Genomic DNA, 13,009 nt, shown 5'->3' on the forward strand with positions numbered 1-13,009 from the left:
CTTTATGTTTTTTGAGACGATCGGTAGTCAGGACTTCTTCGGCCAAAACGGAGATGCCTGGGCGAGGTCGGACGGATAGACCGTGACCGGCACGCCGTTCTGCCACTGCACGATGACGACGCCGGCGCCGACACGCCGGCCCTTTTCGTCGAACTTCAACTGGCCGCCGGGATAGTATTTGGCGGGGCCGCCATCCATGGTGCGGAACGCCTCGGCGACGGCGAGGCGATCGGCCTTGCCCGCCTTTTCAAGCGCTTCCTTCATCAGCCACATGTCGCCATAGGTCGAGATGACGTTCTGCGTCGCCCACGGCTCTTTGTACTTGGTCTTCAGTTCGGCGATGATGTCCTCATGCCCCTTGCAGCCCCAGTTGGCGACGATGGTCATGATGCCCTGGACGACTTCGGGCGTGACGCTTTGCAGCATGTCCGGCTCGGCAATGGTGATGCTGAAGGACACCGTCGGGATCTTGCCTTGGCCGAGGCCGAACTCGTTGATCTTCTCAAGGCCGAGCTTGGCGTCGGAGACCGCGTTCGGCATGAACAGCAGCAAATCGGGCCTTGCCGACCTGACCTTCTGGATCAGTGGCGTGGCGTCGGCCAGCGGCGGAGTCCAGACTTCCTCGACGACGAGCTGAAGGCCTTCCTGTGCGAGCAGCTTTTCCTTCAGCGCCTTGGCGGTCGCGACCGAAGTCGCGGTGTTGTCCATCAGCATCGCCACCGTCTTCGGCCGCTTGCCGGAAGCCTTTTCCGCAAGCTTCATCAACTCGGGCAGACCGAGCTGGGACTGCACGCTGGCGGGCGCGGCGGTCTGGAAGATGAACTTGAAGCCGCGATCGGTCAGCAGATCCGAATAGGACAGGGTGAGCACCGGCAGTTGCGCGCGTTCCGTCACCTCGGTGACGGCGAGCGTGAACGAGCTCAGATAGGAGCCCGTCGCTGCCACGAGGTCGGTCTCCTGCGCGACCATGCGCTGCGCGGCATTCTTGGCCTTCTCCGTGGTGTCACCGCAGTCGATCACGACCAGCTTCATCTTGGCGCCGCCGAGCGACTTGATGCCGCCCTGCGCGTTGATGTGCTCGATGCCCATCTCGGCGCCCATCTTCATCACCTGGCCGGGGCGGGTGTAGATGCCGGACAGCGGCACGATCAATCCGACCTTGACCTCGGCCGGGGCTTGCGCGCGCGCCACCGTCGACAGTCCCATCGCGGCGGCGCCGGAGAGCACGGTTCGCCGCGTCAGCGACGTCTTCGAGATTTTTCCGGATGAATTATCCTGGCCCATTTTTCGTTCTCCCAATTTTGTTGTTTGTCGTTGGTTACATGCCGAGATAGGCCTTGCGGATGCGGTCGTCCGCCCGCAGGGTCTGGTTATTGCCTTCGAGCGCGACACGGCCGGCTTCGAGCACATAGCCGTGATCGGCGGATTCGAGCGCCTCCGCCACGCGCTGTTCGACCAAGAGGATCGTCAACTTCGATTGGCGGCGGATTTCGATCAGCCGCTCGAAGATGAAATCGGCGGTGGTGGGTGCCAATCCCATCGAGGGTTCATCGAGCATCAGCAGCTTTGGCGACGAGGCGAGGCCGCGGCCGATCGCCAGCATCTGCTGCTGTCCACCCGACAATGTGCCGGCGAACTGGCCGCGGCGTTCGGCCAGGATCGGAAGCCATTCGAAGATGCGCTGAATGTTGTGCTTCCAGTCGCGTCGTCCCGCCTCGGTCATCGCGCCCATTTCGAGGTTTTCCATCACGGTGAGCGACGGAAACACCTGGCGGCCTTCCGGCACGTGGGCGATGCCGAGATGGGCGCGTTGTGCGGGCTGGATCGACAGCAGGTCGTGGTCCCCGAAGGTGATCTTCCCCGCGCTGGGGCGCACGATTCCCGAGATGGTCTTGAACAGCGTGGTCTTGCCGGCGCCGTTCGGGCCGACGATGGCGACGAACTGGCCTTCCTCGACCTTGATCGAAACGCCGTTCAGGACGGGAATGGCCGAGTAGCCGGATGTCAGCCCTTCAATGCGGAGCATGGGCCACCCATTTTTTGCCGAGATACGCCTCGATGACGCGGCTGTCGCGCGTCACCGCTTCGGGCTCGCCCTCGACGATGACGGCGCCGTGGTCGAGCACCAGAAAACTGTCGACCAGGCGGACCATCGCCTGCATCGTGTGTTCGATGATCGCAATCGTTATGCCGTCGCGGGCCAGCCGCTGGATCACCGCTACGACCTCGTTGGCTTCGTCATGCCCGAGGCCCGCGAGCGTTTCGTCGAGCAGCAAAATGCGCGGCTGCCCGGCGAGCGCGCGAGCCAGCTCCATCAGCCGTAGTTCCTTGGTCGTGAGTTCGCCGGCGATACGATCAGCAATTTCCGAGAGGCCGACACGGGCGATCGCATCCGCCGCCAGTCGCTTTGCCTCGTCGTCGGTCCTGGCGCTGACATAGGCCCCGACGACGACATTGTCCGAGATCGACATGCGCAGGAATGGGCGCATGATCTGGAACGTGCGGCCGATGCCGGCCTCGCACAGTTCATGCGGCTTGCGGCCGGACATCTCGCGACCGTCGAGCAGGACTTGCCCGGTGTCGGGCCGCAAAAATCCGTTCAGCAGGTTGAACAGCGTGGTCTTGCCGGCGCCATTGGGGCCGATGATGCCGAGGATCTCGTTCTGCCGTAGTTTGAAGCTGACATCCTGCACGGCCTTGAGCCCGCCGAAGGAGCGCGACAGGTTACGTACTTCGAGGACGACATCGCCTGTCCCGGCGGACCGTGTGGGGCGGAGAGGCACGAGTTCGGCGGAAGCGGCGGGGAGATTCGTCGTGGGCGCGCTGGTGACCGGCGTTGCAGACCGTTTGCGCCAGAAATCGCGAATCTTCCAGTACAGGCCTTCCGGCGCCAGCAGGATGACGCAGATGATGGCGAGTCCGTAGATCACGCCCTGGATGCCGGGAAAGCGTGAGCCCGCTTCGGCATTAAGCGTTTCGGCCAGCGGGATCAGGATGACGGATCCGATCACCGGACCCCAGACCGTTCCGACGCCGCCGAACATCGCGACCGTCAGCGCCTGTGCCGACACCAGCATGCCGAACACGGATTGCGGGGTGACCACCAGCAGCACGACCGCGTAGAATCCGCCGATCGCGCCGGCGATGGCGCCGCTGAGGGTGACGGCGCGCAGTTTCCAGGCCAGCGTGTTGATCCCGGCGGCTTCCGCGGCAGCTTCGTTCTGCTTGATCGCCAGCAGCGCCATGCCGAAGCGCGATCGTTCGACCGCCCGCGTCAAGAGAATGGTGGCAAGCATCATCGCCAGCGCCAGCAGTGTGTAGAGCCGGTGATCGGCGAATTGCATATAGGCGGCGGCATTTTCGCGCTTGATCGGCAGCGTCACTTCCTGCAGGCCGAGCCATTCGAACACGTAGAGAATGGCGAGCGGGTAGGCGAGCATTGCCAGCGCAAAGTAGTGACCCTGCAGGCGGAACGTCGGAAACCCGATCAACAGGCCAGCAATGCCGCCCAGCACGGCCGCGATCGGGATCATGATCCACGGCGAGAGGTCGAAATGGATCTGGCCGAGCACGACGGCATAGGCGCCGACGCCGAAGAACGCGGCGTGGCCGAACGAGATCAGCCCGGTGTAGCCGCTGAGCAGGTTCCACGACAGGCCGAAGATCGCCCAGACCGGGACCAGCGTCATCACGAGTTGGTAGTAGGAATTGGTCACGCTCAGCGACAGCGCGGCATAGAGCGCGGTGAAGACGATGATGGGCAGCAGCGAGCGCCATTCGCGCATGATCATGTCCTCTCGACCATGCGTCCGAAGAAGCCTTGCGGACGGAAGAAGACGATCAGGAGAAACACGACGAATATGGCGGCGTTCTGCAATTGCGTCGGCAGGATCAGCGTCGACATCTGCTGGACCAGCCCGATCGTCATGCCGCCCCAGAAGGCGCCGATGATGCTGCCCATGCCGCCGAGCACGACGCCGGCATACATCACGATGACGTATTCGACGCCGACAAAGGGATGGAAGGGATAGTTGGTGGCGAGCAGGCCGCCCGCAATCGCGGTGATGCCGGTGCCGAGCGCAAACGCGATGCGGTGCGCGCGGTCGACGTCGATTCCCATATAGGTAGCGGCCGTCGGATTGTCGGCAGCGGCGCGCAGCGATTTCCCGAGCCGCGACCGCGTGATCATCAGCGTCAGCAGGATCATCGTCACCAGCGAGAGAATGGCGTCGATGCCACGGGCCTTGTTGACGAAGACGCTGATGTCATTGAACATCGGTCCAAGTTCCCAGGCCGAACTCGACAGCGGGGTGCGGATCGAGGCCAGCACCGAACCGAATACCAGCAGGCCGCCATTCTGCAGGATGAGCGCGATCCCCAGCGTCAGGATGAGCTGGGCATAATGGCCTTCGCCCTCGAGCGAAGAGGTGCGCGTCCCGGATACCCGTGAAATCAGGGTGAGGTGGACGAAGTAGCCGAACACGGCGAGCACCGGGCCGGCCAGCACGATGGCGACGAACGGCCCGATGGTGTTGCCGAACGCGGCCTGCACGCCGAACGCGGTGAAGAAGTAAAATGCCGCGTACATGCCGAGCATCATGAAATCGCCCTGGGCGAAGTTGATGACCCGCATGACGCCGAAGATCAGCCCGAGCCCGACGCACATCAGGCCGTAGACCGCGCCGATCAGGAGACCGGCGGAGAGCGCCTGCAAAAAGCCTTCCAGCGCCTGGGTCACCGCTGACCTCGCCCGGCTGTTTTTGGCTTCAACATTGTTTCCCCCATCTTTGTTTTGTCGTTGTCGGTCATGAAGCCGGCCGCAGCCTTTGTTCGGCCGGTTCAGGCCGGCACCGCGCAGCGATGACACGGCAGTCCGGAAGCGACACGCAATTATCGACCAGCTCTTCCAGATCGCGTGCGCCGTCGCCGATCACGCCGGACGCTGCCTGCCGAAATCGGACGCGGATTTCATCCGGCGTGGCGGCAATGACATCGTCGAGGCGGTGCCGGACCGTCGCGCCATTGCGCAGCCCGACGAGAATTTCGGCACCCTGCCTCGACGGAAAAGCGGCGGTGAGATCGGGGGCGCTCTGCAGGTCGATCCGTTCGATGAGGCCTAGAATGCTGGCTTCGCCGATATCAGCATAGTTCTCTTCTTCGAGCGCACCGAGCGCCAGCACGGCCGCGACGCTGAAGGGAATGCTCATCTTCGCCTGCAGCGCGTTGTGGAACGGTCCCTTGGAATCGCAGCCGGGGTAGCGGGCGGCCGCCTCCGGGACACGGATCGAGATTGTTGCGATGTCTTCTGATGACCTGAGTTCGCGCGCGACCCGCAAGGCTGCCTGCGCGGCGGTCTGCGCGAAATTGCAGGCGGGAGCCGGCTTGTTGTAGACGGCCATGATCTCCGGCCCGGCGCCGGCAAACAGCCGGATATCCGCGGGAGCGGGCCGGCGGCCGAAGGCAGCGAACAATCCGGCCTCGCCTTCCAGAATCGTTTCCGAGGCGCGGGCGCCGGCCTCGGCGAGTTCGATCGCGGCGATCGCGTTGCGAGCAGCAAAACCGGGATGGAAATACATTTCGGAGCCGCCGGCGCGCGGCCATTCGTTCAGGCCCGAGGATGTGTTGGCGGCGATGGCCATCGCGCTGGTGGCGGCATCTTCGCCAAGCCCGAGCGCAAAACTTCCCGCCAGCGCGGCGCCGAGCGGTGCCACCAGGCCGGTCGGTCGGTAGAGGCGGGCGAGGTCGGCGTTGAAGAGTGCGCGTCCGATCTGCGCGCCGGTCTCGTAGCCGATGATGGCGGCGGCCAGGAACGTCGCGCCTGATAGTTGTGTCCGTTCCGACAGCGCGAGCAGCGTCGGCCAGATCACCACGCCATGATGGCAGATGCTGGCGGCGTGCATGTCCTCGCGCACCAGGCCATGGCCCATCACGGCATTGGCAAAGGCCGCATCGCCGGGTGAGGCGAGGGCGCGGTTGCCGATGATGGTCGCGCCGTCCTTGGCCTCGCGCGCAATGGCGGTTGCCTGCCGGCTCCACGGGTGGTTTCGTGCTTCGAAAGCACAGGACAGGAAATCCAGCAGGCAGATTTTCGCCTTGGCGATGACGTCGGCATCGAAGCGGCCGGGATCGACGGAGAGCGCGGAGCGGGCCAACGCCCGCGCCAGCGATGCCTCGCTCGATCCGGTCGATCCGATGATCATGGCGATGTCCCTTGCGTGCCGGTGGGGTCGCGTTAGCCGCGCATTTCCACGCCGGCCCATTCCTCCAGCACTTTCGCGATCGATGTGAAGTCGGATGACGCGCCGAATTTGGCGTTGGTGATTGCGAGCATCTGCCGCACCGCGGCGCCGCAGACCATCGGCACGCCCATCGCTTCGGCTTCATCGACGCAGAGCCGGACGTCCTTGTAGGAAAGGCCGGTGGCGAAGCCGAAATCGAAGGTGCCGGGAAGCACGGCGCGGGGGAATTTGTCTTCCGAGGCGCTGTTGCGCCCGCTGCTGGCGTTGATGATGTCGATCAGGACTTTGGCGTTGACGCCGCCCTTGACCCCCATCGCGACTGCTTCGGATGTGATGACGAGCGCAGCCGCCGCCATCAGGTTGTTGGCGAGCTTGGCCGTTTGCGCCGTGCCCGGCTTGTCGCCGGTATAAAACAGCTTTCCAAAGTGCTTCAGGATCGGCTCGACCTTGTCATAGGTGGCCTTCGGGCAGGAGACCATTACCGCGAGCGTGCCGTTCACCGCGCCCTTGATGCCGCCGCTGACCGGGGCATCGACCAGCGTGATGTTGCGCGGCTCAAATCCTGCTGCGATCAGCTTGGCAGCGCCGGGGCCGGTGGTGGAGAGATCGATCATGACGGTGGCGCGATTTCCGGCAATGACGCCATCGGGCCCCAGCGCGACCGCCTTGACGATGTCCGGCGTCGGCAGGCTGGCGAGCACGATATCCGCGGCGGAAGCAACCTCGGCCGGCGATTTCGCCAGCCGAGCGCCGCGCGCCACCAGCGCCGTGGTCGCGTCGGGCTGCGCATCGTAGATGCACAGCGAATAGCCAGCGTCGAGCAGGCGGCTGGCCATCGGTCCGCCCATGCGGCCCGTTCCGACAAAGCCGATTGTTTCTCCTGCCATGGTTCGCTCCCTGTCGCGCCGCGAGAGCGGGCGCATGTTGTTCTTGCCGCGCCGGGTTCCCAGTCGCGTTTCGCCGAATTTCAAGATTGTCAGTCAATCTGTCAAGCATAAGATTCCTGTCGACAGCCGGTGGCGCGCCGGAATAGGGTCGCCAAAACAGGGTCCCGAGGAATTCGCTCAGTGCGGCAAGTTGAAGCGCAAGGCGCCGGCACGACATTCGCCGATTTCGTCGCCGGCACGGCGTGGGCGGATGTCGCCGCGCAAGAACACGAAGCGAAACGCTCGATCCTGAACTTTTTCGCGACCGCGCTGGGGTCGGCAAACGATCCGGCCGTCACCGCCGCGTTGCGTACGCTGCTGCCGTTCAGCGGCGCCGCGACGTCAGCGGTGATCGGCCGCCCCGAGCGGCTCGATGCGATGGGCGCATCGTTCCTCAACGCGGTATCGGCCAACCTGCTCGATTTCGACGACACCCATCCGGACACCATCATCCATCCGGCGGCCCCGGTCGCCGCACCAGTGCTGGCATTGGCGCAGGCGCGCGGGTTTTCCGGGCGCGCCGTGCTGACGGCATTCATTCTCGGCGTCGAGATCGAATGCCGCGTCGGCAATGCGGTGTCTCCACTGCATTATGCACGCGGCTGGCACATCACCTCGACCTGCGGCGTGTTCGGCGCGGCGGTGGCCTGCGCGAAACTGCTGGAATTGCCGGCGGACCAGATCTCGAATGCGATCGGGATCGCCGCCAGCCAGTCGGCCGGCATCGTCGAAAATCTTCCCAGCGCCGCCAAGAATGTCAGCGTCGGCAACGCGGCGCGCAACGGCCTGTTCGCAGCCTTGCTGGCGGCGGAAGGCTATTCCGCCTCGCCCCGGGCCATTGAAGGGCCGCTCGGCTGGGCCCGCGCCATGGGCGACGAGCCCGACATGGCGCGACTGACGGGAGGCCTCGGCAAGAGCTGGGAGATCGCGAAAAATACCTACAAGCCCTATCCGGCGGGCATCGTGTTTCATGCGGTGATCGACGCCTGCTTCAAGTTGCGGACGAAACTGAAGCGGCGGATCGACGATATCGAATCCATCACGGTGCAGGGCTCAGCGCTGCTGCTGGCGCGGGGCGACCGGCCGGTTCGCAACGAGCGCGACGCCCGGGTCAGCATTCATCACTGCGCGGCTATCGCGCTGCTGCTGGGTGCGGCCGGCGTGCCCGAATTCGCTGAAGCCACCGTGTTTCGGCCCGACATCGTATCCTTGCGCCAGAAGGTGACGGCCGCGCTTGACGCTTCGCTTCCGGATGGCGTCGCGCGGCTCATCGTCCGGCTCCATTCGGGTGAAGCGTTCGAGGAGATCGTGATGGATGCGAAAGGCAGCCTTGCCGATCCGCTGTCGGACCGCGACATCGAGGCGAAACTGCGCGATGGTGCACGGCTGGGTGGAGCCGATTGGGACGCCGACCGTGTCATCGACCATGTCTGGCGGCTTGACACGCTTGCTGACGTATCGAACCTGATGAAGTCGCACGGCTAAAGTTCGCCGTCCTGAAAACACTGCTAAAACAAACGAAAGGAACCGAAGATGAGCGAGTTGTTCGACAAGGGATTGAAGGTCCGCAAGGAAGTGCTCGGTGAAGACTACGTCAACAAGTCGATCGCTGGAGCCGACGAATTCACCCGGACCATGGCGGAGTGGTCCACAGAATTCTGCTGGGGCGCGTTGTGGACCCGGCCGGGCATGGACCGGCGCACCCGCAGCATCGTCAACCTGGCCATGCTCGGCGCACTGAACCGGCCCCACGAATTGAAACTGCACGTCAAGGGCGCGCTGAAGAACGGCGTCACCAAGGAAGAAATCAAGGAGATCCTGCTGCAGGTGGCGGTCTATTGCGGCGTACCGGCCGGCATCGACGCGTTCCGCAACGCGCGCGAGGCGCTCAACGAAGCCGAATCGAAGTAGCGCGAACAGGCAGTCGCATGGCCGAGCCGGAATACGAACTCTTCGCCATCCGCTATGCGACCCGCGAGGCGCGGCGCAGCGATCATTTCATCGGCGGCGACCCGCATGACGGGCCGATGCCGATGGACTATTTTATGTGGGTGGCGAGGGGCGGCGGGCGCACCTTTGTCATCGACACCGGCTTCAATGCGGAAGTCTCAAAGAAGCGAAGCCGCACGTTTCTGCGTTGTCCGGTCGAGACGCTTGGCGCGTTCGACATCGATGTAAATGCGGTCGAGGACGTGATCCTGACCCATCTGCATTACGACCACGCCGGGAATTTCGACCGCTTTCCGAAGGCGCGTTTCCATCTCCAGGAGCGCGAAATGGCCTACGCCACGGGCCGTTACATGCGGTATCCGAGACTGTCGCATTCCTTCGAGGTCGAGGATATCTGCGGACTGGTGCGGCTGAATTATGCGCGCCGCGTGATGTTCTACAACGGCGATGCCGAACTGGCGCCCGGCCTGACGATCCATGCGGCCGGCGGCCATTCGGCCGGACTGCAATTCGTACGCGTCCGGACCCGCCGCGGCTTTGTCGTGCTCGCCTCCGATGTCAGCCATTTCTACGAGAACATGGCGAGCGAACGGCCATTCACGACGGCGCTGCATATCGGGGAGATGCTCGAGGGTTTTGATAAATTAATCGCGCTGGCTCCGGACGAGAGCCATATCGTGCCGGGCCATGACCCGCTGGTGATGAAGCTCTATCCCGCGCCCAGCCCGGCGTTCGAGGGCATCGCGGTCCGCCTTGACGTGCCGCCGTCGGGGTCCGCGCCAGTGCGCGCGGATTTCTCGCGGGGGCATTAGCGAATTGCGGTCCCCGTGCTCGGCGAGGGGACCGCTTCCGCAGCGTCTATTTCTCCTTCTCCGCCGCCGCCTTCAGGATAGGCATCAGCCGTGCGGTCTCGGCCTTGATCAGCTCGGTCAGCGCCTTGGGTCCGCGACGGTCCTGTTCCGCGCTCTCGGCGCCGAGTTCTGCCAGCCGCTTCTTCACCGCGTCCTCGTTGAGGCCTCTGTTCAGCGCGTCGACGAGCTTGTCGACGATCGGCTGCGGCGTGCCGGTCGGCACGAACACGGCGTAGAACGGCGCGATGTCGAATTCGGGCAGGCCTTGCTCGTGGGACGTCGGCACATCAGGTAACAATGGACTGCGCTTCTTGGCGGCGACCGCCAGGGCCTTGATGTTGCCGGCCTGGACCTGGCTCAGCGTGCCCAGCACGGGATCGCATTCATAATCGACCTGGCCCGCCAGCATAGCATTTAGCACCGGGGCGGTGCCGGTGAAGGGAATCATCGTCGGCTTGATGCCGAGCGCCGAATGCAGCAAGAGGCAACCGATATAGGAGACCGAGCCGAGGCCGGCGTGTCCGACATTGAGCTTTTCCGGATTGGCCTTGGCATAGGCGACGAATTCCTTGAGATTGTTGGCCGGGAATTCCTTTCGGACGGCCAGCACTTCCGGATATTCGGCGGTCAGGCCGACCGGCGCAAAATCCTTTTGCGGATCGTAGGCGAGGTTCGGATAGAACGCCGGCGCCAGCGCATTGGTGCCAAGATGTCCGGACAGGATGGTATATCCATCCGCCGGCGCGCGGGCCGCGCGGATCGCCCCTGTGGTTCCGCCGGCGCCGACGACATTCTCCACCACGAACTTCTGGCCGAGGTAGCGGGAGAAGATGTCGGCGACGATCCTCCCGGTAATGTCGGCCGGGCCGCCGGCCGCAAAGGGAACGATGACCGTCGCCGTCCGCGTCGGATAATCCTGCGCATGTACGCCATTCGTTCCGGCCAACGCCAGAAATATGCCTGCCGCGATCCACTGCTTGGCCAACTGCGCTCTCCCTCCCTTTGTTGTTTTCTCCAACCATAGGCAGGTTCGGGCGGCAGACAAGCCGGTTTGGTGCAGAGCTGGCAGGGACTTTCGTCGGGGAAGTGCGGCTCAGTACAGCCGCGTCCGGTAAGCTTCCTCCATGGTCTTTTCGGCGTCGTCTACCGACACCGCCGCGGTCTGCTCGGAGATGATGCGGCCCAGCGTCGGAAAGCTGTGGCGCTCGACCTGCGCCGCGGGATTCCAAAGTTTCGAGCGCATCAACGCCTTGCCGCAATGGAAATAGCATTCGTCGACGGTCACCTTGAGGCCGATGACCGGGGTGACGTTCTGCACCGCGAGCGGCGTCAGCAGCGCCGGATCCTGGGTGATCTCGGCCCGGCCGTTGATACGCAGCGTCTCGTTGATACCCGGCACCAGAAAGATCAGACCAACGCCGGGTGAGGCCAGGATGTTGCCGAACGTATCGACCCGGTTGTTGCCGCGCCGGTCCGGAATCAACAGCGTCTTCTCGTCGAGCACGGCGACGAAGCCCGGCCCGTCACCGCGCGGGCTCGCATCGGCATTGCCCTTGCCGTCGCTCGACGCGAGCACCAGGAACGGGGAGAGGGCGATGAAGTCGCGACAGAACTTGTCGAGATGGTGCAGCACCTTCTTTTCGGCGAGCGGGTTGATCTGTCCGAAATGCGCACGCAGATCGTTCGGCGTCTGCACCAGGGGCTTTCCGCCCGCACCGCTGCCTTCCATCGCAAGCCTCCCTTGTCGTTATTGTGATTGCGTTTCCTCGACCCCGCACCAGCCGGCGATGAACAGCGCCAGCGTCTTGGTGACCTTCTTGACGGATTCGATATCGACGCGCTCATTGAAGCCGTGGGCGCCTTCCATTGTCGCACCGAAGCAGAACGCCGGCACGTCGTAATCGAGCCCGTAGAACCGCGTGTCGGTGAGGCCGGTGAAACTCGCTTCCTCGAGTTGGCTTCCGAAAATCTGCTCATACGCCGCCGCGAGCACCGCCTCGCTGTCCTGCGCGCCGGTCACCTCATAGCCCGGCGACAGGAAGCCGGACCACACGACTTCTGGCGGGTTGTCGGCGAGGAACGGATGGGTTTTGGCGGCCTTCTCGACGCAGGCTGTGATCTCGGCCTGGCAGTCGGGGATCTTCCAGCCCGGCAAAATGCCGATACGGCAATCGACGTCGCACCAGGCTGGAACGCTGGAAGCCCAATCGCCGCCCTTGATGATGCCGGGGTTGAAATTGAGGGGATGGTTGAGCTTGCCGAAATAGCGATGCGATTTGGCGCGCTCGTTCCACTCGGCCTCCAGCCCTTCGATCGCCTGGACCAGATGATAGGCCGCCTTGATCGCATTTGAGCCGGTGCCGGCGCGCGCGACGTGAACCGGCACGCCCTTCACCTTGAGGCGGAACCAGATCACGCCGACCTGGGCGCGCATTAGCTTGCCGTCGGTCGGCTCCGGGATCAGGCAGGCATCGGCGCGATAGCCGCGCTGCAGCGTGGAGAGCGCGCCGACCCCGGTGCTTTCCTCCTCGATCACCGACTGCAGGTGGATACGGCCCTTCGGCTTCAGTCCCGCGGCCTTCAGCGCATCGAGTGCATAAAGTGCGGCGATGGTGCCGGACTTCATGTCGCCGGCGCCGCGGCCATAGAGCCAGCCATCCTCGACGGTGGGCTTGAACGGCGGATATTTCCACATGTCGAGCGGGCCGGCGGGCACGACGTCGCAATGGCCCTGCAGGATCAGCGAGCGCCCGGTTTCCTCGGCGGGCCGATAGGTGCCGACCACGGTGCGGGCGCGCGTAAAATCGGTCTCGACCGGGCCGTAGCCCGGCAGGTCCTTGAGGTCGTCCTGGTTGATGATCCAGTCGTCGACCTCGTAGCCGCGCTCGCGCAGCAGCCGCGCCATCATGTCCTGGCACGGCGCTTCCTGGCTGCGCGTGCTGGGGATTGCCGAGAAGGCGATCGTGGTCGCCAGCTGCGCTTCGAAGGCGGCATCGACCGCGGCTTCGATGCGCTCGCGGGCGCCGGCGGGAAGGGGCATGAT

The 13,009-nt window shown here is 64.2% G+C and carries 12 protein-coding genes; 3 read left to right on the top strand and 9 right to left on the bottom strand.

Going from position 1 to position 13,009, the window contains the following annotated elements; translation table 11 throughout:
- Positions 1–27: 27 nt before the first annotated feature.
- The 6 genes from QUH67_RS13615 to QUH67_RS13640 form a co-directional block, all read right to left on the bottom strand.
- On the bottom strand, positions 28–1,284 hold the full coding sequence (locus QUH67_RS13615; RefSeq protein ID WP_300947190.1) for an ABC transporter substrate-binding protein: 1,257 nt from the start codon (positions 1,282–1,284) through the stop codon (positions 28–30).
- Positions 1,285–1,318: 34 nt separating this feature from the next.
- Positions 1,319–2,026, bottom strand: a complete 708-nt coding sequence (locus QUH67_RS13620) for an ABC transporter ATP-binding protein (protein WP_300947191.1) — start codon at positions 2,024–2,026, stop codon at positions 1,319–1,321.
- Positions 2,013–3,791 carry a branched-chain amino acid ABC transporter ATP-binding protein/permease gene (locus QUH67_RS13625; RefSeq protein ID WP_300947192.1) on the bottom strand — a complete coding sequence of 593 codons (1,779 nt, stop codon included), beginning with the start codon at positions 3,789–3,791 and terminating at the stop codon, positions 2,013–2,015. The genes QUH67_RS13620 and QUH67_RS13625 overlap by 14 nt, the downstream gene beginning before the upstream one ends.
- On the bottom strand, positions 3,788–4,738 hold the full coding sequence (locus tag QUH67_RS13630) for a branched-chain amino acid ABC transporter permease (protein ID WP_300947193.1): 951 nt from the start codon (positions 4,736–4,738) through the stop codon (positions 3,788–3,790). The genes QUH67_RS13625 and QUH67_RS13630 overlap by 4 nt, the downstream gene beginning before the upstream one ends.
- Before the next feature lie 67 nt (positions 4,739–4,805).
- The gene (locus tag QUH67_RS13635) at positions 4,806–6,200 is read right to left on the bottom strand and encodes an MmgE/PrpD family protein (protein WP_300947194.1); all 1,395 of its coding nucleotides are present in this window, start codon (positions 6,198–6,200) and stop codon (positions 4,806–4,808) included.
- A 32-nt stretch (positions 6,201–6,232) separates the two neighbouring features.
- Positions 6,233–7,162 (bottom strand): NAD(P)-dependent oxidoreductase, encoded by a 930-nt coding sequence (locus tag QUH67_RS13640; protein WP_300947195.1) that lies wholly within the window; start codon positions 7,160–7,162, stop codon positions 6,233–6,235.
- A gap of 144 nt (positions 7,163–7,306) precedes the next feature.
- Here QUH67_RS13640 and QUH67_RS13645 point away from each other — a divergent pair, with 144 nt between their 5' ends.
- The 3 genes from QUH67_RS13645 to QUH67_RS13655 are packed head-to-tail and all read left to right on the top strand — an operon-like array spanning position 7,307 to position 9,927.
- A complete protein-coding gene (locus QUH67_RS13645; RefSeq protein WP_300947196.1) occupies positions 7,307–8,650 on the top strand; it encodes an MmgE/PrpD family protein in 1,344 nt (447 codons plus the stop codon).
- A gap of 48 nt (positions 8,651–8,698) precedes the next feature.
- On the top strand, positions 8,699–9,076 hold the full coding sequence (locus tag QUH67_RS13650) for a carboxymuconolactone decarboxylase family protein (protein WP_300947197.1): 378 nt from the start codon (positions 8,699–8,701) through the stop codon (positions 9,074–9,076).
- Positions 9,077–9,093: 17 nt separating this feature from the next.
- The gene (locus tag QUH67_RS13655) at positions 9,094–9,927 is read left to right on the top strand and encodes an N-acyl homoserine lactonase family protein (protein WP_300947198.1); all 834 of its coding nucleotides are present in this window, start codon (positions 9,094–9,096) and stop codon (positions 9,925–9,927) included.
- A 46-nt stretch (positions 9,928–9,973) separates the two neighbouring features.
- Here QUH67_RS13655 and QUH67_RS13660 read toward each other — a convergent pair whose 3' ends face one another.
- The 3 genes from QUH67_RS13660 to QUH67_RS13670 all read right to left on the bottom strand — a co-directional run bounded on the left by QUH67_RS13660 (position 9,974) and on the right by QUH67_RS13670 (position 13,006).
- Positions 9,974–10,951: a Bug family tripartite tricarboxylate transporter substrate binding protein gene (locus tag QUH67_RS13660; RefSeq protein WP_300947199.1), complete on the bottom strand. Its 978-nt coding sequence runs from the start codon at positions 10,949–10,951 to the stop codon at positions 9,974–9,976.
- Between the two features lie 108 nt (positions 10,952–11,059).
- A complete protein-coding gene (locus QUH67_RS13665) occupies positions 11,060–11,695 on the bottom strand; it encodes a pyridoxamine 5'-phosphate oxidase family protein (RefSeq protein WP_300947200.1) in 636 nt (211 codons plus the stop codon).
- An 18-nt stretch (positions 11,696–11,713) separates the two neighbouring features.
- Positions 11,714–13,006: an ArgE/DapE family deacylase gene (locus QUH67_RS13670; RefSeq protein ID WP_300948036.1), complete on the bottom strand. Its 1,293-nt coding sequence runs from the start codon at positions 13,004–13,006 to the stop codon at positions 11,714–11,716.
- Between the last annotated feature and the right edge of the window lie 3 nt (positions 13,007–13,009).

This window comes from Bradyrhizobium roseum (assembly GCF_030413175.1).
Lineage (GTDB): Bacteria > Pseudomonadota > Alphaproteobacteria > Rhizobiales > Xanthobacteraceae > Bradyrhizobium > Bradyrhizobium roseum.

What these genes read in the sequence shown, in the direction of transcription:
- QUH67_RS13615 (WP_300947190.1), bottom strand. Translation starts at nt 1,284, where the DNA reads ATGGGCCAGGATAATTCATCCGGAAAAATCTCGAAGACGTCGCTGACG.
- QUH67_RS13620 (WP_300947191.1), bottom strand. Translation starts at nt 2,026, where the DNA reads ATGCTCCGCATTGAAGGGCTGACATCCGGCTACTCGGCCATTCCCGTC.
- QUH67_RS13625 (WP_300947192.1), bottom strand. Translation starts at nt 3,791, where the DNA reads ATGATCATGCGCGAATGGCGCTCGCTGCTGCCCATCATCGTCTTCACC.
- QUH67_RS13635 (WP_300947194.1), bottom strand. Translation starts at nt 6,200, where the DNA reads ATGATCATCGGATCGACCGGATCGAGCGAGGCATCGCTGGCGCGGGCG.
- QUH67_RS13640 (WP_300947195.1), bottom strand. Translation starts at nt 7,162, where the DNA reads ATGCGCCCGCTCTCGCGGCGCGACAGGGAGCGAACCATGGCAGGAGAA.
- QUH67_RS13650 (WP_300947197.1), top strand. Translation starts at nt 8,699, where the DNA reads ATGAGCGAGTTGTTCGACAAGGGATTGAAGGTCCGCAAGGAAGTGCTC.
- QUH67_RS13655 (WP_300947198.1), top strand. Translation starts at nt 9,094, where the DNA reads ATGGCCGAGCCGGAATACGAACTCTTCGCCATCCGCTATGCGACCCGC.
- QUH67_RS13665 (WP_300947200.1), bottom strand. Translation starts at nt 11,695, where the DNA reads ATGGAAGGCAGCGGTGCGGGCGGAAAGCCCCTGGTGCAGACGCCGAAC.
- QUH67_RS13670 (WP_300948036.1), bottom strand. Translation starts at nt 13,006, where the DNA reads ATGCCCCTTCCCGCCGGCGCCCGCGAGCGCATCGAAGCCGCGGTCGAT.